Source organism: Citrobacter sp. W9, from assembly GCF_026719375.1.
GTDB lineage: Bacteria > Pseudomonadota > Gammaproteobacteria > Enterobacterales > Enterobacteriaceae > Citrobacter > Citrobacter werkmanii.
On record NZ_JAPPTE010000001.1, the window covers coordinates 554647 to 574381 of the forward strand.

Below are 19735 nucleotides of genomic sequence, written 5' to 3' on the forward strand. Positions count from 1 at the left end.
AAACACGCGTTTAATTTGCGATACGAATTAAATTTTCACACACTCAGAATGTAGATGAATGGTTAATATCGTTGATCCAGAATCTTGCTGTCAGGAATGGTCGCACAATAAAAATATGGCTTCAAAGAAGCCTAATCGGGGTCTCGTAGGGGGAATAAAATGAATATTTTAGGTTTTTTCCAGCGGCTGGGTAGGGCGTTACAGCTCCCCATCGCTGTGCTGCCAGTCGCGGCACTGTTGCTGCGATTCGGCCAACCAGATTTACTAAACGTACCTTTTATCGCGCAAGCGGGTGGGGCTATCTTCGATAACCTGGCGCTGATTTTCGCTATCGGTGTGGCTTCCAGCTGGTCAAAAGACAGCGCGGGTGCGGCAGCGCTGGCAGGTGCGGTCGGTTATTTCATATTGACCAAAGCAATGGTTACCATTAACCCGGCCATCAATATGGGTGTACTGGCGGGTATCATCACCGGTCTGGTTGGCGGTGCGGTGTATAACCGTTGGTCTGGTATCAAACTGCCTGACTTCCTGAGCTTCTTTGGCGGCAAACGCTTCGTGCCGATCGCCACTGGCTTCTTCTGTCTGGTGCTGGCTGCTATCTTCGGTTACGTGTGGCCGCCGGTGCAGAACGCCATCCATGCGGGTGGTGAGTGGATCGTAGGCGCTGGCGCGTTGGGTTCCGGTATCTTTGGTTTCATCAACCGTCTGCTGATCCCAACCGGTCTGCATCAGGTTCTGAATACCATCGCCTGGTTCCAGATTGGCGAGTTTACTAACGCCGCTGGCACCGTTTTCCACGGTGACATCAACCGCTTCTATGCGGGTGACGGCACTGCGGGTATGTTCATGTCTGGTTTCTTCCCGATCATGATGTTTGGTCTGCCGGGTGCGGCGCTGGCGATGTACTTCGCTGCTCCAAAAGCGCGTCGCCCGATGGTTGGCGGCATGCTGCTGTCCGTTGCGATCACCGCGTTCCTGACCGGTGTTACCGAGCCGCTGGAATTCCTGTTCATGTTCCTGGCGCCACTGCTGTATCTCCTGCACGCACTGTTAACCGGTATCAGCCTGTTCGTTGCGACGATGCTGGGGATCCACGCGGGCTTCTCCTTCTCCGCAGGTGCTATCGACTACGTGTTGATGTACAACCTGCCGGCAGCAAGTAAGAACGTCTGGATGCTGGTCGTGATGGGTCTGGTCTTCTTCGTCATCTACTTTGTGTTGTTCAGCGCGGTTATTCGTATGTTTAACCTGAAAACGCCGGGCCGCGAAGATAAAGAAGACGATATCGTTACAGAAGAAGCGAACAGCAATACTGAAGAAGGTCTGGCTCAACTGGCAACCAGCTACATTGCTGCGGTTGGCGGTACCGATAACCTGAAAGCGATTGATGCCTGTATCACCCGTCTGCGTCTGACTGTGGCCGATTCTGGTCGCGTAAACGATGCGATGTGTAAACGCTTAGGCGCATCGGGTGTCGTTAAGCTGAACAAACAAACTATCCAGGTCATCGTAGGTGCGAAAGCGGAATCCATCGGCGACGAAATGAAGAAAGTTGTGGCGCGTGGCCCGGTTGCGGCAGCGTCTGCTGAAAGTGCACCAGCAGCAGCGGCCCCGGTGGCAAAACCGCAGGCTGTAGCGAACGCAGTCACCGTTGAAGCGCTGGTTTCTCCGATTACCGGTGACGTCGTTGCGCTGGAGCAGGTTCCTGATGAAGCCTTCGCCAGCAAAGCGGTAGGCGACGGCGTTGCGGTGAAACCAACAGATAAAATCGTGGTTGCTCCGGCTGCGGGCACTATCGTGAAAATCTTCAACACCAATCATGCGTTCTGTCTGGAAACCGTTAAAGGCGCGGAAATCGTAGTCCATATGGGTATCGATACCGTCGCGCTGGAAGGTAAAGGCTTTAAACGCCTGGTTGAAGAAGGTGCGGAAGTGACGGCGGGTCAACCGATTCTGGAAATGGATCTGGATTTCCTGAACGCCAATGCACGTTCCATGATTAGCCCGGTTGTGTGCAGCAACAGCGATGATTTCGGCGCTCTGGTCATTAAAGCCGAAGGTCATGTGGTTGCCGGTCAGACACCACTGTATGAGATTAAAGGTAAATAACTGCTCCTGAGTAAAGTGAGTTAAATGCCTTAAGCGGCGGGGGATATTCCTCCGCCGCTTTTTTTTGCAGCAATTGGCCCCAATATTTTCGATTGATACATATTTTGCGTAACTAAAGGTTGTCAGTCTGCCTGGCTTATAAGATCATATTCCGTTATACGTTGTTTACGCTTTGAGGAATCCACGATGAGTGAGGCTGAAGCCCGCCCGAGTAACTTTATTCGTCAGATCATCGATGAAGATCTGGCCAGTGGTAAGCACACCACGATCCATACCCGTTTTCCGCCGGAGCCAAATGGCTATCTGCACATTGGCCACGCGAAATCCATTTGTCTGAACTTTGGTATTGCGCAAGATTACCAGGGCCAGTGCAACCTGCGTTTTGATGATACGAACCCGGTTAAAGAAGATATCGAGTACGTTGAGTCGATTAAAAACGACGTTGAATGGTTAGGTTTCCACTGGACTGGCGACATTCGCTACTCGTCGGATTACTTCGATCAGCTTCATGCCTATGCGGTAGAGCTTATTAATAAAGGTCTGGCGTACGTTGACGAACTGTCAGCGGACGAAATTCGCGAATACCGCGGTACGCTGACTCAGCCGGGTAAAAACAGCCCGTTCCGCGATCGCAGCGTCGAAGAGAACCTCGCGCTGTTCGAAAAAATGCGTACCGGTGGCTTTGAAGAAGGTAAAGCCTGCCTGCGCGCGAAAATCGACATGGCGTCGCCGTTTATCGTGATGCGCGATCCGGTGCTGTACCGTATTAAGTTCGCTGAACACCACCAGACCGGCAACAAGTGGTGCATCTACCCGATGTACGATTTTACCCACTGCATCAGCGATGCGCTGGAAGGCATTACCCACTCGCTGTGTACGCTGGAGTTCCAGGATAACCGTCGTCTGTATGACTGGGTGCTGGACAACATCACCATCCCGGTTCACCCGCGTCAGTATGAATTCTCGCGCCTGAATCTGGAATACACCGTGATGTCCAAGCGCAAGCTGAACCTGCTGGTGACCGACAAGCACGTTGAGGGCTGGGACGATCCGCGCATGCCGACCATCTCTGGCCTGCGTCGTCGCGGTTATACCGCGGCCGCTATCCGTGAATTCTGCAAACGCATTGGCGTGACCAAGCAGGACAACACCATTGAGATCGCCTCTCTGGAATCCTGCATTCGTGAAGATCTGAATGAAAACGCGCCGCGCGCGATGGCGGTTATCGATCCGGTGAAACTGGTTATCGAAAACTACCCGCAGGGCGAGAGCGAAATGGTGACCATGCCTAATCATCCGAATAAACCGGAAATGGGCAGCCGTGAAGTGCCGTTCAGCGGTGAAATCTGGATCGATCGCGCTGACTTCCGCGAAGAAGCGAACAAGCAGTACAAGCGTCTGGTGATGGGCAAAGAAGTACGTCTGCGTAATGCTTACGTGATCAAGGCCGAGCGTGTAGAGAAAGATGCGGAAGGGAATATTACCACCATTTTCTGCACTTACGATGCCGATACTCTGAGCAAAGATCCGGCCGATGGTCGTAAAGTAAAAGGTGTTATTCACTGGGTCAGTGCGGCACATGCGTTACCGATTGAAATCCGCCTGTACGATCGTTTGTTTAGCGTACCGAACCCAGGTGCGGCAGAGGACTTCCTGTCCGTGATTAACCCGGAATCCCTGGTGATTAAACACGGCTACGGCGAGCCATCGCTGCAGGCCGCGGTCGCAGGCAAAGCGTTCCAGTTTGAACGTGAAGGTTACTTCTGCCTTGACAGCCGCTACGCTACGGCTGACAAGCTGGTGTTTAACCGCACCGTTGGTCTGCGCGATACGTGGGCTAAAGCGGGCGAATAAGCCGCAACACATCCTGTCTAAACGCCGCTTCATGCGGCGTTTTTTTTACGCCAAAACGTTTTTCAGGCTCCATTTGCGGAGCGAATTAATTACATGCCTGTAATAATGAATCGGCTGAATGTTTTTACCTTTAAATAACTTACCGCAATATGAAATCGGCTGAAACCGATTTCATCCCCATGGAAAACAAGCGGTTTTTTCTTTTTTTCAACGCTTTTTTATCTCCCGATGAAAATGTAACAGAAAGCAATGAAATATGTGCGGTTGCTCATACTATTACATACTCGTTACAGAAAGAGATTGATAATTCGCGTCGCGAAAAATAGTCTATTCATTGTAGTCACTGAGGTTTTCTTAGCGCTACTTTTTTAATTTTTGTTTTTTCGCTGACCGCTTTTATCGGCAGCATTTTTATGTCAAAGAGGATTAACATATGCGTACGTTTAGTGGCAAACGTAGTACGCTGGCGCTGGCTATCGCCGGTATCACAGCAATGTCGGGTTTCGTTGTCGCTCCCCAGGCTCACGCCGAAGGTTTCATTGATGACTCCACTTTAACCGGCGGCATCTATTACTGGCAGCGTGAGCGTGACCGTAAAGATGTCACCGATCATGACAAATACAAAACCAACCTTTCTCACTCCACATGGAACGCCAACCTCGACTTCCAGTCCGGTTATGCGGCGGATATGTTTGGTATTGATATTGCAGCATTCACCGCGATTGAAATGAACGAAAGTAGCGAAAGCGGCCATCCAAACGAAATCGCATTCTCTTCAAAAAATAAAGGCTACGACGAAGATTACTCCGGCGATAAGAGCGGAATTAGCCTGTATAAAGCAGCAGCCAAATTTAAATACGGCCCAACCTGGGCGCGCGCCGGTTACATTCAACCAACCGGGCAGACGCTATTGGCTCCGCACTGGAGCTTTATGCCTGGTACTTATCAGGGTGCCGAAGCCGGTGCCAACTTCGACTATGGTGATGCCGGCGCACTGAGCTTCTCCTATATGTGGGCCAATGAATATAAAGCGCCGTGGCACACCGAAGTCGATAAATTCTATCAGGCCGATAAAAAGACCAGCGTAGATTACCTGCACTCAATCGGCGCGAAATATGACTTCAAAAATAACCTGTTGCTGGAAGCGGCATTTGGTCAGTCTGAAGGCTACGTCGATCAGTACTTCGCGAAAGCCAGCTACAAATTCGATTTAGGCGGTAACCCGTTTACCACCAGTTATCAGTTCTACGGCGCGCGCGACAAAGTTGATGATCGCACCGTGAACGATATTTATGACGGCACGGCCTGGTTGCAGGCGTTGACCTTCGGCTACAAAGTGGCGGAAGTGGTTGACCTGCGCCTGGAAGGGACCTGGGTTAAAGCGGACGGGCAGCAGGGGTACTTCCTGCAGCGTATGACCCCGACCTACGCCTCATCAAACGGTCGTCTGGATATCTGGTGGGACAACCGCTCTGACTTCAACGCCAACGGCGAAAAGGCCGTCTTCTTCGGCGCAATGTATGACCTGAAGAACTGGAACCTGCCGGGTTGGGCAGTCGGTGCGTCCTACGTTTACGCCTGGGATGCCAAGCCATCTACCTGGCAGCTCAATCCGGATGCGTACTACGACAAAAACCGGACTATCGAAGAGTCTTCTTACAGCCTGGATGCGGTCTATACCCTGCAGGACGGTCGTGCGAAGGGCACCATGTTTAAACTGCACTTCACCCAGTACGACAACCATTCAGACATTCCGAGCTGGGGCGGTGGTTATGGCAACATCTTCCAGGATGAACGCGACGTGAAGTTCATCGTTATTGCTCCGTTCACCATCTTCTAATGCCAACAGCGGCAGACCAGACGTCTGCCGCTCCGTTGAGGAAAGTGCTATGAAAAAACTGATACTCATCGCCATTATGGCATCAGGGCTGGTGGCTTGTGCGCAATCCCCTTCGCCGAAAGAAGACAGTCGCCTGAAAGAAGCCTACAGCGCGTGTATTAACACCGCGCAAGGATCGCCGGAGAAAATTGAAGCCTGCCAAAGCGTGCTGAATGTGTTGAAGAAAGAAAAGCAGCACCAGCAGTTTGCTAATGAAGAAAGCGTACGCGTACTGGATTATCAGCAGTGTATCCAGGCCACGCGCACGGGTAACGATCAGTCCGTTAATGCTGATTGTGACAAGGTCTGGCAGGAAATTCGTAGCAAGAACGCTGCGCAGTAATTCGAAAAATGCTACGGGCGGAGAATTTTCCGCCCGTTTGCTTTTCAGAGCTTATGTTCCACTGGTTGATAGCCCCGACTCAGTCGGACAAACAGCATTGCCGTGGCGGCGAGTCCACAAAGTGCTGCGCACATCAGCCACCATCCAGGTGAGCTTTTATCCCCGGTTAGCTGGACCAGCGCCGTGGATATGACTGGTGTAAGGCCGCCAAAAATCGCCGTGGCAAGACTGAATGCCAGTGAAAAGCCCACCGTACGGACATAGACAGGCATCACCTCGGTGAGTGCCGCGACCATTGCCCCGTTGTACATGCCAAAAAAGAACGAGAACCAAAGCAGTACCAGCGTCATGCGCATGAAGTCTGGCGCGGCGGTGAGCCAGTGCATTACCGGCCAGGTGGTAAGCAGTGCCAGTACGGTAATCCCCATCAATACCGGACGACGACCAATTCGGTCAGATATCGCCCCGCCAATCGGCAGCCAAATAAAGTTAGAAATACCGACCAGCATGGTGACTACCAGGCTATCGCGCGCGCTCAGGTGGAGTACGGCCCTGCCGTAGGTTGGGGTGTAGACGGTAATAAAGTAAAACGTCGTGGTGGTCATCGCTACCAGCAGCGTACCCGCAGCGATCAGACGCCAGTTTTTGATGATAGTGGTGAAAATTTCCCTGGTGTCGGGATGGTGCGTACGTTGTAAAAATGCGTCTGTTTCCTGAAGCGAACGGCGCAGGACGAAGATCAACGGAATAATCATACAACCAATAAAGAACGGAATGCGCCAGCCCCATTCAGAGATCTCATCGTGCCCCAGTGTGGCATTCAGAGCGTAGCCAATCAGCGCCGCCACCACAATGGCGACCTGTTGGCTGGCGGACTGCCAACTGGTGTAGAAACCTTTATTGCCAGGCGTGGCGATTTCAGAAAGATAAACCGAAACGCCTCCCAGCTCTACGCCCGCAGAGAAGCCTTGCAATAATCGACCGACTAATACCAGCACAGGGGCTAGCAGGCCAATGCTTTGATAACCGGGAACCAGGGCAATCAGCAGGGTACCGCAGCCCATGATCGCCAGCGTCACCATCAGTCCTTTACGGCGACCAATTCTGTCGATGTAAGCACCTAGCACGATTGCGCCAACGGGCCGCATTAAAAAACCCGAACCGAAAACCGCAAAGGTCAACATGAGCCCGGCAAATTCACTCTCCGCGGGGAAGAACGTCTTTGCGATATAGGTGGCGTAAAACCCGAACAGAAAAAAGTCGAACTGTTCGAGAAAATTACCGCTGGTTACCCGCAGTATTGCGCCGAAAGTTCCGGCGCGCGATGGTTGTTGTGTCATTGGGTTTGCTCCACTGTCTTATCATAATATTTATAGAGGTAAGAGTTTGCGGGTTAGTCGCCTGTGACCCCCGCTTGTTTGCCGCGCCGTTTCTCAATCGCCCACTTGAGTAAGGCTGCGCAGCGGTAAAATCCGTGGGCAAATTTTCCGTAAGGAATGGTCAGAAAAAGCGCCATGACCACGCCGAGATGAATGGCCAGTAAAATAGCCATCCATGAGGTGTCTCTTCCCGCCAGCAGCGCCAGACCGGTCAGACTGGTCAGCAGCAGCAGCAAAATAAAACCGCGATCCATCGGTTTTTGCCGTGCGTCGCCGTGTAGCGGTGAGCGTTTAAGATTCAGCCATAGTAAGCCAGCCGGGCCGACAACCAGACCAATGCCGCCCAGCGTGCCCAGCATCACCGGAACGCTGAAGAACGGGTAGGGCGCTTCTATGCCTGCAAAGTAGTGATAGCCTGTTGCCACCACGGTGGCGGCAAAGCAGAGCATAAAACCGTAGAAGGTAAAGTGGTGGAAACGGCGGCGCATCAGGGTGAAAGCATCATCCGCTTCGTTACAACCTTTGCCGTGGCCACCATCGAGATATTTCAGCGTCAGCGCATCGTGTGAGGCTTCAGCAATCTCGGCGGAACGCGGCATACCCGGAGAGATCTCGCGCCAGAAGCGGATCACGCCCGCCATCAGCAAACCGATCGCCAGAATAAAGACCGAACCAAACATCCAGGCCAGCAGGTTATGCGGGAAAATTTGATAGAAATCCCCGGCCAGCGGAGGATGGAATAGTGAACCTTTCAAACCTATAGCGAGGAGTAAAAACAGGATCAGACCGAAAACCAGCGCCAGCGTCACGGTTACGCCCGCGCGACGATAAAGCGCGCCAAAGGCGGCGGGTTGCGCATAATGCTGATAGGTTTCGAGCCGGACCTCCGCCATCGCCTTCGGTACGTTGATGGCAAATTCATGAGGCGGGGCATACTGACACGCGTGCAGGCAAGCGCCGCAATTATGGCACAAGTTCGCCAGATAGTTGATATCCGCTTTACCGAATTCCAGACGTTGCGTCATCGCCGGGAATACGGCGCAAAAGCCTTCACAATAGCGACAGGCATTGCACACCTGCATCACACGTTCAACTTCAGCTTCCGGTTCGGTGATAATTTGCGCTTCGATGATCAGTTTCTCAAGCTGCTTCATGACGTGTCTCCTTACGTGCGGCCAGCGCGGCTTCTTTTCCGGCAATGCGGCCAAAGGTGGTGCCGATCGACATCCCCACGCCTGCGGTGTAGCCCTTGCCCAACACGTTGCCCGCCATCATCTCTCCGGCGACGAACAGGTTACGGCTTGGAAGCCCGGCAAAATGCACAGCGGCGTGTTCGTTCACTTTTAACCCAAGATAAGTGAAGGTGATCCCTGGCCGCAGGGCATAGCCGTAGAATGGCGGCTGGTCCAGTGGTCGCGCCCAGTGCGTTTTCGCGGGTAGCAAATCTTTGGTGGCGCAGTTATCCAGAACAGTGTGGTTGAACTGACCTGGCTGGCAGGCGTTGTTGTATTGCGTCACGGTGTGGGTAAAACGTTCGGCATCCAGTCCTAACTGAAGAGCCAGCTCTGCCAACGTATTGGCCTGCGCGCCGGGAAAGACCGGCGGCATAAAGTGGCCAATAGCTTTACTGTCGATGATGGAGTAGCCAATCTGCCCTGGCTGTTGAGCGACCAGACGTCCCCAGATGGCGTAGCGTTTGGGCCAGAAATCTTCACCTTCATCATAAAAGCGCTCAGCGTCCCGGTTCACCACTATACCGAGCGAGACGCAGTCCACGCGGGTGCAAATCCCGCCGTCATATAATGGTGCTCTGGCATCAATGGCTACGCAGTGTGACTGGGAGGGATCGCCGATAATGTCGGCTCCGGCATCCATCATAAATTTGAGCAGTACGCCCTGGTTAAAGCGCGTGCCGCGAATCAGGAAGTTATCCGCTGGCCATTCACCGCGCTCGTTCTCTCCCCATGCTTCTCGTAGCCATTCGCGGTTAGACTCAAAACCGCCAGCGGCAAGCACGCAGGATTTAGCGGTGATGCGCTCTTTGCCTGCCAGCGCCGCCACGAACTCGCCATTACGCAGTTCAAGCGCCTGAACCGGGGTGTTATAACGGATCTGCACTCCCAGCTTTTCTGCGCTGCGATAATAGGCATTCACAAGGGCCTTTCCACCGCCCATAAAAAAGGCGTTGGTTCGCGCCACGTGTAAAGCGCCAGAGAGAGGAGGTTGAAAGTTAACGCCGTGCTGGCGCATCCAGTCGCGGCATTGTGAAGAGGTACGGATCACCAGACGCGCCAGCGCTTCGTTGGTATTCCCTTCCGTGACGCGCCACAGATCTTGCCAGAATTCTTCTTCAGGATAGCTGTCCACCAGCACATCCTGCGGCGCATCATGCATACAACGTAAATTACGCGTGTGTTGGGAGTTTCCTCCGCGCCATTCCCGGGGGGCCGCTTCGAGCAGGAGTACCGAAGCTCCTTGCTCCCGGGCGGTCAAGGCAGCACATAACGCGGCATTACCACCACCAATCACCAGAACATCAACCATCGTATACTCCATTACCATTTAACTATTTGTTAAATTTGTAATTGAAATGTATACGCACAGCTTGTGCGGGCGCTATGATGTGGTGCTAAACGGTACTTTAGTTATTGTAAAGAGTAGCGCCAGGCCAGCTTCCTGCTTCCACCAGTTGATGCATAACTTTCGTCAGCACCACACGGGCGGCAAGGCCTGCCGGGGTAAGTTCATCGTCAGAGAGGCTGACCAGAAAGTTAGGGCGGCTAAGTATCGGATTATAGACGCCGATCACTCTTAGAGTTTCTTTATCGAGATGGGAGATCGCCGCACCGGGCTGAAGAGTGGCGCCAATGCCACTGCGTACGGCGCGCATCAGTAACGCCAGACCATCAATTTCAGTAGCGATCTCAATATTTAGCGCGTGTTCCTGGCAGATGGCATCCAGCCTGCCGCGCAGACCATGTCCCGGGCTTGGCATGATCAATGGAATATTTGCCAACTGGGCTGGAGCAATATTGTCGTCGACAATATCAGCCAATAGGGCATGGGTCCCAATCAAAAACAGCCGTTCTTCAAGAATCGGTCTGGCGCTCCAGCGCAGGATCTTTTCTTTTTGAAACACGACAGCCAGATCAATCTGGCGGGTATTAATCATTCGTTCCAGGTTGCCAGAGAGACTTTCCACCACATGCAGGCGAACATCAGCATAGCTTTCCCGCATGGCGTGAATAAATGGCATACCGAGAACGGAAGCGGTACTGGGGGCCATACCGACGCTGACGTGTCCGGAAAGTCGGGCCTCGCGCGCGGCGAGGATTGCATCGTCTGCATGCCGGAGCGCCAGCTGCGCCTGGGAGTAAAAAGCCAGTCCGGCGCTGGTGGGCGTCACACCGCGCGAGGTGCGTTGAAGCAGACGAATAGCAAGTTCGCTTTCCAGGCGCGTCATTTGCTGACTGAGTGCCGAAACACCGATATTGAGATCGAGCGCCGCGCTACCCATGCTGCCGGTTTCTACAATACGCACAAAATAGCGTAGTTGACGAAGTTCCATTCCAACTCTCCGAATGGCAATTGATTTTTACATTAAAGCAACATTGACGTAGAAGGAAGAGGGGGATGGTCAAATTTGGCCCATAAAAAAAGCCAACCGGATGGTTGGCTTTTCAGAAAGCGTCACATTATTTGCCGTCGTGCGCATGCTCATCTTCGCGGCAATCGCCTTCGGCGCAGTGGCCATAAAGATAGAGGCTATGGTTGGTTAAGCGAATACCATGTTTAGCCGCAATCTCACGCTGACGCGCTTCAATGGAATCATCGCTGAACTCGACCACTTTGCCGCAATCGAGGCAAATGAGGTGATCGTGGTGATGCTGTTGAGTCAGTTCGAAGACGGATTTACCACCTTCAAAATTGTGGCGGGTCACGATACCGGCATCATCAAACTGGTTCAGCACACGATACACGGTCGCCAGACCAATTTCTTCACCCATATCGATCAGGCGTTTGTATAAGTCTTCCGCACTGACGTGATGGTTATCCGGTTCCTGAAGAACTTCCAGAATTTTTAAACGAGGAAGCGTTACTTTCAGGCCAGCCTTCTTTAATGCGGTATTGTTGTCAGTCATGCGGAATCTGTCCTGTAGCTAAACGATTCACTTCATTAACAGAAGTGACAGAAATTGCACTTGAGAAATTGCGTATCATTATAGAACTGCCATGGTTAAATGAAAACAGCAAGTCTCTGGCATATATTGTTAATCAAAACGTGGTATCGCCGACAAACACACTGTGCAACACCCGATTGGCATCCAGCCATTGTACAGGGTCAGACGGAAAAGTTACAAATTTGTAGCAATTATTTTGATTGGTTTTATCTATTGATGCGGCGCAGATGAGGATCTGCGCCGCGCGAAATCAGGCATTGATGATTTCGTCGAGGTGCAGTTCTTCTGAGATCTGCTTAACCCATTTTTCTACGCGTTCAGCGGTCAGCTCCGGCTGGCGATCTTCATCGATAGCCAGACCGACAAAGTGGTCGTCGTCAGCCAGGCCTTTGGACGCTTCAAAGTGATAACCCGCCGTTGGCCAGTGACCGACGATGGTGGCGCCGCGTGGCTCAATGATGTCGCGAATTGTGCCTAACGCATCGCAGAAATATTCTGCGTAATCTTCCTGGTCGCCGCAGCCGAACAATGCAACCAGTTTGCCGTTAAAATCAATGTCTTCGAGGGTAGGGAAGAAATCGTCCCAGTCACACTGCGCTTCACCGTAGTACCAGGTTGGAATGCCGAGCAGCAGAATGTCATACCCTTCCAGGTCTTCTTTGCTGCTTTTTGCAATGTCATGTACATCGGCAACGTCTTTACCAAGCTGTTTTTGAATCATTTTTGCGATGTTTTCGGTATTACCGGTGTCGCTGCCGAAAAAGATGCCAGTGATTGCCATGAGTAAAATAACCTCTTGAAACTTATTGAAATGGTGGTGGCGCATTGCCCACGGATAAGGGCAATCATAGCAGAACAGTCAGGCATGCGGAAACAGCAAACACGCGGGACTGCACTCTGTGCTACACGATTTATGATTTAGAGCAGAAATTCAGACTATGCCTGACCGCGCAATGCGGTGAGTTGGGTCATCAGCATCTCTTCGATGAGTTCACTGCGACTCATGTTGCGCGCCTCGGCCAGCTCGTTTAACGCGTCAACGGCATCAGCGTTCAGTTTCAGTTCGACACGCTTAAGCCCGCGAACTTTGTCACGTTTAAGCTGATTACGTTTATTTATACGTAACTGTTCATCACGCGAGAGCGGATTAGTTTTGGGTCGTCCCGGGCGACGCTCCTGCGCGAACAGATCTAATGTCGTACGGTCCGTTTGTTCTTTGGCCATGATCTTGGTGACTTCGGGGAAACAATCAGCCAGGCGTCCGCCCGGATGGATAGCGCGCCATAATACATCAGCAGGAGAGGCACGCCAACGCCCACGCGCGTAATCGCGCACGGACGCTGAGTTTTTAATCAGTTAGCCGGTTCGTTCAGATAACGACGGATGGCCCGCAGCACTGCTTCAGGTTTTTCCGCATGTACCCAATGCCCCGCGCCTGCAATAACGTGCGCCCGAGCCTGCGGGAATTGTGCCAGTAGCTGCTCGCGATACGCTTCGGTGACATAAGGGGAGTTACCGCCTGGAATAAACAATGCCGGGTGCTCCCATGCCGGGATGGTTTGCCAACCGACGATAGTGGGATATTGATCCCACAACACGGGAACGTTAAAGCGCCACTCGCCGTCAACAAAGGATTTCAGCAGAAACTGAATAACACCCTCCTCTTGCAGATGCTGGCGCATGACGCTTGCCGCTTGCTGGCGCGAGGACGCTTGTGCCTCGGTTACGGCATTGATTGCCGCAAAAATCTCATCGTGACGGCGCACATGATAGTCAACCGGTGCAATATCAATAGCCACCAGCCGATCAATACGATCAGGGGCCAACGCGGTTAACGCCATGACGGCTTTTCCCCCCATCGAGTGACCAATAAAGATCGCTTTTTCGATCTGTCGATCGTCCAGCGTATCCACCAGGTCTTGCGCCATGGCCGCATAATTCATTTCAGGCGATCGGGGCGAGAGGCCATGATTTCGCATATCAACCTGGATGATATCGTGATCGGCCACCAGGGAGCGTGCCAGGATCCCCAGGTTATCCAGGCTACCAAACAGGCCGTGAACCAGGACGATGGGAGAATTATTGTGCAGGTTTTGCGCAGATTGCGCTCGGATATTCAATTTCATGGCAAAGTTCTTTTTTTCACACTCACGGGTTAGGGTATCATGTTGACCATTCTGCCACAGGGCTGCAACAACTACGGTTACTCCGAGTTTTATCAGCCACCAGGCTTGACGCTATCCGCTGTTGGGATTTGCCTTTACACTACGCGTGTTAACCCAACAACTTGTATTCAGCTAAACACTGCACTGGATTAAGATGAAAACGATTGAAGTTGATGATGAACTCTATAGCTATATTGCCAGCCATACCAAGCATATCGGCGAGAGCGCATCCGACATTTTACGGCGTATGTTGAAATTTTCCGCCGCAGCACAGCCTGTCACTCCGGTAGTAAAAGAAGTCCGCGCTGTGCAACCTGTCGTGGAAGCTAAGCCGGTTAACCCCGTAAAAGATAAAGTGCGCGCGATGCGTGAACTGCTGTTGTCCGATGAATATGCGGAACAGAAGAAAGCAGTAAATCGCTTTATGCTGGTGCTGTCTACACTCTATTCTCTGGATCAAAACGCATTCGCCGAAGCAACGGATTCGTTGCATGGCCGGACGCGCGTTTATTTTGCGGCAGATGAACAGACGCTGCTGAAAAATGGTAATCAAACCAAACCGAAACACGTGCCAGGCACGCCGTACTGGGTGATCACCAATACCAACACCGGCCGTAAATGCAGCATGGTGGAGCACATCATGCAGTCAATGCAATTCCCTGCGGAATTGATTGAAAAGGTTTGCGGAACAATTTAATCCTTGCATTAGAAGGACCAGGCAATGGCAATCCACAACCGTGCAGGTCAACCTGCGCAACAGAGTGATTTGATTAACGTCGCCCAACTGACGGCACAGTACTATGTACTGAAACCAACGGCAGGGAACGCTGAGCACGCCGTCAAGTTCGGTACGTCCGGGCATCGCGGCAGTGCAGGTCGTCATAGTTTTAACGAGCCGCATATTCTGGCTATCGCCCAGGCGATTGCTGAAGAACGTGCGAAAAACGGGATTACTGGCCCGTGCTTTGTGGGCAAGGATACCCACGCGCTGTCTGAACCGGCTTTTATCTCTGTGCTGGAAGTGCTGGCGGCGAATGGCGTTGATGTCATCGTGCAGGAAAACAACGGCTTTACGCCAACCCCTGCCGTGTCGAATGCCATCCTGGTCCACAACAAAAAAGGCGGCCCGCTGGCTGATGGCATTGTGATCACGCCGTCCCACAACCCGCCGGAAGATGGTGGCATTAAATACAACCCGCCAAACGGTGGTCCGGCAGATACCAACGTCACCAAAGTGGTGGAAGACAGGGCTAACGCGTTGCTGGCTGACGGTCTGCAAGGCGTGAAGCGTATGTCGCTGGACGCGGCGCTGGCATCGGGTCATGTGAAAGAGCAGGACCTGGTTCAACCGTTTGTGGAAGGACTGGCGGATATCGTCGACATGGCGGCGATCCAGAAAGCGGGTCTGACGCTGGGTGTCGATCCGTTGGGCGGTTCCGGTATCGAATACTGGAAGCGTATTGCGAAGCACTACAACCTGAACCTGACTATCGTTAACGACCACGTTGATCAGACTTTCCGCTTTATGCATCTCGATAAAGACGGCGCAATCCGTATGGACTGCTCCTCCGAGTGCGCGATGGCGGGTCTGCTGGCGCTGCGTGACAAGTTCGATCTGGCCTTTGCCAACGATCCGGACTATGACCGTCACGGTATCGTCACCCCGGCGGGGCTGATGAACCCGAACCACTACCTGGCGGTGGCGATCAACTACCTGTTCCAGCATCGTCCGCAGTGGGGCAAAGATGTTGCCGTCGGTAAGACGCTGGTTTCCTCGGCAATGATTGACCGCGTGGTCAACGATTTGGGTCGTAAGCTGGTGGAAGTGCCGGTCGGTTTTAAATGGTTTGTTGACGGTCTGTTCGATGGCAGCTTTGGCTTTGGTGGTGAAGAGAGCGCGGGCGCTTCTTTCCTGCGTTTCGACGGTACACCGTGGTCGACCGACAAAGACGGCATCATCATGTGCCTGCTGGCGGCAGAAATTACCGCTGTGACCGGTAAGAACCCGCAAGAACACTACAACGAACTGGCTGCTCGCTTCGGCGCGCCGAGCTACAATCGTTTGCAGGCGAGCGCGACCTCCGCGCAGAAAGCGGCGCTGTCTAAGCTGTCTCCGGAAATGGTAAGCGCCAGCACGCTGGCGGGCGACCCGATCACCGCACGTCTGACCGCGGCACCTGGCAATGGTGCTTCCATTGGCGGTCTGAAAGTGATGACTGACAACGGCTGGTTTGCCGCGCGTCCGTCAGGCACAGAAGACGCTTACAAGATCTATTGCGAAAGCTTCCTCGGTGAAGAACACCGCAAACAGATCGAAAAAGAAGCGGTTGAGATCGTCAGCGAAGTGTTGAAAAACGCGTAAACCCCAGGCCGGATAAGACGCTAACGTCACCATCCGGCATGAATACAAAAGCCGGATAGCATGTATGCTGATCCGGCTTTTTTATTCGACTAGACTTACGGCATAAACCGATAGCCAATCCCGGTTTCGGTCAGAAAATGACGTGGACGAGCCGGGTCCAGCTCCAGTTTCTGGCGCAGGTGTCCCATATAAATTCGCAGATAATGGCTGTGCTCAACGGCGTTCGGCCCCCAGACCTGATTTAACAATTGGCGTTGCGTCAGTACCTTCCCGGCATTATTCAGCAGTACCGCTAACAGGCGAAACTCAATCGGTGTCAGATGGATTTCCTCGTCACCACGGTGTACGAGGCGGGCGGCGATATCCACTTTTACGTTGGAAAAATGCACCACCGGTTCGGGAGACGCGCCGCTGGCATGGCGACGCAATGCCACGCGCAATCGCGCCTGTAGCTCGCCAATACCGAAGGGTTTACTGAGATAGTCATCGGCGCCGGCATCCAGCGCGACGATTTTATCGCTCTCTTCGCTGCGGGCTGAAAGCACAATTACCGGGATTGCGCTCCATTGCCGCAGGTCGCGAATAAAATCAATGCCGTCGCCGTCTGGCAGGCCGAGATCGAGAATGATGAGATCGGGTTTTCGCGTGGCGGCTTCCAGCAAACCACGTTGTAGCGTTTCCGCTTCATATACACGCAGACCATCGGCTTCCAGCGCAGTGCGCAGAAAGCGGCGAATGGCCTGTTCATCTTCAACAATCAGTACGTTTGTCACATATCCTCATGAAAATCTTCAAGTTCAGGGGGGATCTCCTGGGGTAGTGTAACACGGAAACATGCCCCCCCCTGGGCACGATTATGGGCGGAAATGGTACCGCCGTGCACGTCCACAATCGCCTGACAAATGGCCAGTCCCAACCCTACGCCGGGTACCGATGACTCTTTGTTTCCTCTGGAAAATTTGTCAAAAACACGCTGTTCCATACCCGACGGAATACCCGGTCCATTATCCCAGACGTCCAGTAGCAGGTGCTCGCCATCAACGCTGGCGTCAATGCCGATTTGTGCCTGCGGACCCGCGTATTTTACGGCGTTCTCCAGCAGGTTGATCAACACCCGTTCAAAAAGCGGGCCATCGACATGGATCAGCGTCAACGGTTCGGGTAACGACAGGTTAATCGGAGCAGAGAGTCCTGGCTCCAGCATCTGCAGGGCGCTGCCCACCACCTCTTCCAGCGTTAACCACTCCTTCTTAAGATTAAAGCCGCCAGACTGAATTCGCGCCATATCCAACAGATTATTAACCAGTCGGGTGGTATTCAGCACGTGCTGGCGAATCTCACTGGCCTGGCGCGCATGCGGCGAACCTTCACTGGCCAGATCCAGCGTTAAAATCTCTGCCTGACCGAACAGCACCGTCAGCGGCGTGCGCAAATCGTGGGACAGGGCGGCAAGCAGCGCATTGCGAATACTTTCGCGTTCACTGGCAAACCGGGCCTGCTCTTCGCTGGCGGTCAGGGTCAGACGTTCCAGCGCACTGGCGACCAACAGGGTAAAGGTTTCCAGCAGGCGCTGCTGCTCGGGAATCATCAACTGACGCAGATTTCCCGGTTCCACTACCAGTAGCCCATGCGTTTTATCGGCGCTTTTTAGCGGTAAGATTTGGTACGGTACGCCCGGTAAGGTATCCGTGCCCGCGCCAGCCGGTTGCCCTTTGTCAAAACTCCATTGGGCAATGGCATCGTCCCATGGCGTCATGCCCTGTTGATGGGTGAGGGGAGCCAGCTTACCGTGTTCATCAGGTAATAAAACCTGACTGCGGGCCTGAAACGTTGAGGCGATAAACTGTTCGCTGGTCGCGGCGATGTCCTGCTGGCTCCGTCCAACGGCTAACGCTTTCGACATCTCATACAGATGACGCGTACGCTGTTCCCGATAGCGCGCCACCCGCGCCTGATAACGGACGCCGGCGGTCAGATTACCGATAACCAGCCCGACCGTTAGCATTACGGCAAAGGTAAGCAGATATTGGACGTCGGAAACGGCCAGCGTCCCACGTGGGGCAATAAAGAAGAGATCGAAGCTGGCGACGTTAATAAAGGTTGCCAGTACGGATGGCCAGCGTCCGTAGAAGAGGGCGATAACCACCACACCCAGTAAATAGAGCATTACCAAGTTAGCGGCATCAAAAGCCATCAGCCACTGCATCGCGATCAGCGTAATGATGGCGCATAGCGCGACGGCAACCACACAACCCTGAATTTGTACCCGCCATTTATCTTTAAAGGTGCGGTTATCCGTAGTGGGTAGCGTCGGGCGTGAAGGCGGTTCGTCCAGCGCGACAATCATCAGATCGAGATCCGGTGCGCGATGGGCCAGTTTGTCGGCAAAGGAATCGCTGCGCCACCAGCGACGCGTTGTCGGACGCCCGAGCACAATTTTTCCCAGATTATGCTCGCGGGCGTAGCGGATTACCGCTTTATCTTCAGCAGGATCGGAAAGCGTGGCGGTTTCCGCGCCCAGCTCCTGGGCTAATCGCAGTGCGCTTAAGATCGCGCGCCGCTGTTTTTCGGGGAGTCGGTGCAGCGCCGGCGTTTCGACATACACCGCATGCCAGACGCTGCCGAGACGCGCCGCCAGTCGCGCGGCGGCGCGCACCAGTTTTTCGCTGCCGGTGTTGTGCCCAATGCACAGCAAAACGGCGTCGCGGGTATGCCAGACTTTTTCTTCCCCTGGACGCCCGCGCCAGGCGCGCATTTGATCGTCCACCCGATCGGCCGTACGGCGCAAGGCCAGCTCGCGCAGCGCGATCAAATTACCTTTGCGAAAGAAATGCTCGATGGCTCTTTCCGCCTGACCAGCGATATAGACCTTGCCTTCGTTCAGGCGCTGGCGCAAATCATCGGGGGGAAGATCGACCAGCACCACATCGTCAGCGGCATCGAAGAAAGGATCAGGGACGGTTTCGCGCACCTGAATACCAGTGACGCCGCTGACCACATCATTGAGACTTTCCAGATGCTGGACGTTAACGGTGGTAAAGACGTCGATACCGGCTTCCAGCAACTCTTCAATATCCTGCCAGCGCTTTGGATGGCGTGAGCCTGGGGCATTACTGTGCGCCAGTTCATCCATTAAAATGAGCGCCGGACGGCGGGCCAGCGCGGCATCAAGATCGAACTCGCTGATGTGGCGACCATGACGCGCGTGTCGCTTTAGCGACAGGATACTGAGACCGTCCAGCAGCGCGGCGGTCTCTTTGCGTCCGTGGGTTTCCACCACGCCAATCAGCACATCTAACCCCTGCGCCCGCAGCCGCTGGGCTTCCGTTAGCATGGCCCAGGTTTTCCCGACGCCTGCGCAGGCACCGAAGAATATTTTTAGTTTTCCGCGGTGTGGCGCGGTGGTCTGCTCCAACAGGCGATCGGGATCGGGACGTAAGGGTTCGCTATGCATGTCCTTTTT

The 19735-nt window shown here is 53.5% G+C and carries 16 protein-coding genes; 6 read left to right on the forward strand and 10 right to left on the reverse strand.

What is annotated here, in order from left to right; all coding sequences use genetic code 11:
- Positions 1-159: 159 nt before the first annotated feature.
- The 4 genes from nagE (at position 160) to chiQ (ending at position 6185) form a co-directional block, all read left to right on the forward strand.
- Entirely contained in the window at positions 160-2109 is a 1950-nt protein-coding gene (gene nagE / locus OOJ59_RS02565) for a PTS N-acetyl glucosamine transporter subunit IIABC (protein WP_085047508.1), read from the forward strand.
- 186 nt (positions 2110-2295) lie between these two features.
- Positions 2296-3963, forward strand: coding sequence for a glutamine--tRNA ligase (gene glnS, locus OOJ59_RS02570; RefSeq protein WP_038638804.1), 1668 nt, complete (start codon positions 2296-2298; stop codon positions 3961-3963).
- A 433-nt stretch (positions 3964-4396) separates the two neighbouring features.
- Complete coding sequence (chiP, locus tag OOJ59_RS02575; protein ID WP_038638807.1) at positions 4397-5803, forward strand: chitoporin ChiP; 1407 nt, start codon at positions 4397-4399, stop codon at positions 5801-5803.
- Between the two features lie 49 nt (positions 5804-5852).
- Positions 5853-6185, forward strand: coding sequence for a ChiQ/YbfN family lipoprotein (chiQ, locus tag OOJ59_RS02580; protein ID WP_038638809.1), 333 nt, complete (start codon positions 5853-5855; stop codon positions 6183-6185).
- Between the two features lie 44 nt (positions 6186-6229).
- On the opposite strand, the gene OOJ59_RS02585 is transcribed toward chiQ, so the two are convergent.
- The 8 genes from OOJ59_RS02585 to ybfF all read right to left on the reverse strand — a co-directional run bounded on the left by OOJ59_RS02585 (position 6230) and on the right by ybfF (position 13871).
- On the reverse strand, positions 6230-7525 hold the full coding sequence (locus tag OOJ59_RS02585; protein WP_160955893.1) for an MFS transporter: 1296 nt from the start codon (positions 7523-7525) through the stop codon (positions 6230-6232).
- A 53-nt stretch (positions 7526-7578) separates the two neighbouring features.
- Positions 7579-8718: a tricarballylate utilization 4Fe-4S protein TcuB gene (tcuB, locus tag OOJ59_RS02590; protein ID WP_042309776.1), complete on the reverse strand. Its 1140-nt coding sequence runs from the start codon at positions 8716-8718 to the stop codon at positions 7579-7581.
- The gene (gene tcuA, locus OOJ59_RS02595; RefSeq protein WP_160955892.1) at positions 8705-10108 is read right to left on the reverse strand and encodes an FAD-dependent tricarballylate dehydrogenase TcuA; all 1404 of its coding nucleotides are present in this window, start codon (positions 10106-10108) and stop codon (positions 8705-8707) included. The genes tcuB and tcuA overlap by 14 nt, the downstream gene beginning before the upstream one ends.
- A gap of 97 nt (positions 10109-10205) precedes the next feature.
- Positions 10206-11132, reverse strand: coding sequence for a tricarballylate utilization LysR family transcriptional regulator TcuR (gene tcuR, locus OOJ59_RS02600; RefSeq protein ID WP_038638820.1), 927 nt, complete (start codon positions 11130-11132; stop codon positions 10206-10208).
- A gap of 127 nt (positions 11133-11259) precedes the next feature.
- Positions 11260-11706, reverse strand: coding sequence for a ferric iron uptake transcriptional regulator (gene fur / locus OOJ59_RS02605; RefSeq protein ID WP_003022836.1), 447 nt, complete (start codon positions 11704-11706; stop codon positions 11260-11262).
- Positions 11707-11995: 289 nt separating this feature from the next.
- A complete protein-coding gene (gene fldA, locus OOJ59_RS02610) occupies positions 11996-12526 on the reverse strand; it encodes a flavodoxin FldA (protein ID WP_003022839.1) in 531 nt (176 codons plus the stop codon).
- Positions 12527-12681: 155 nt separating this feature from the next.
- Complete coding sequence (gene ybfE / locus OOJ59_RS02615; protein ID WP_042310165.1) at positions 12682-12969, reverse strand: LexA regulated protein; 288 nt, start codon at positions 12967-12969, stop codon at positions 12682-12684.
- A 128-nt stretch (positions 12970-13097) separates the two neighbouring features.
- Complete coding sequence (gene ybfF / locus OOJ59_RS02620) at positions 13098-13871, reverse strand: esterase (RefSeq protein WP_160955891.1); 774 nt, start codon at positions 13869-13871, stop codon at positions 13098-13100.
- A gap of 193 nt (positions 13872-14064) precedes the next feature.
- Between ybfF and seqA the strand changes: the two genes are divergently transcribed.
- Together seqA and pgm are read left to right on the forward strand one after the other, a co-directional pair.
- A complete protein-coding gene (seqA, locus tag OOJ59_RS02625; RefSeq protein WP_038638828.1) occupies positions 14065-14607 on the forward strand; it encodes a replication initiation negative regulator SeqA in 543 nt (180 codons plus the stop codon).
- A gap of 24 nt (positions 14608-14631) precedes the next feature.
- Positions 14632-16272, forward strand: a complete 1641-nt coding sequence (gene pgm, locus OOJ59_RS02630) for a phosphoglucomutase (alpha-D-glucose-1,6-bisphosphate-dependent) (protein ID WP_137351026.1) — start codon at positions 14632-14634, stop codon at positions 16270-16272.
- Between the two features lie 95 nt (positions 16273-16367).
- Here pgm and kdpE read toward each other — a convergent pair whose 3' ends face one another.
- Positions 16368-17045: a two-component system response regulator KdpE gene (gene kdpE / locus OOJ59_RS02635; RefSeq protein WP_159121151.1), complete on the reverse strand. Its 678-nt coding sequence runs from the start codon at positions 17043-17045 to the stop codon at positions 16368-16370.
- Positions 17042-19726: a two-component system sensor histidine kinase KdpD gene (gene kdpD / locus OOJ59_RS02640; RefSeq protein WP_160955890.1), complete on the reverse strand. Its 2685-nt coding sequence runs from the start codon at positions 19724-19726 to the stop codon at positions 17042-17044. Before kdpD ends, kdpE begins: the two co-directional genes overlap by 4 nt.
- Positions 19727-19735: the final 9 nt, after the last annotated feature.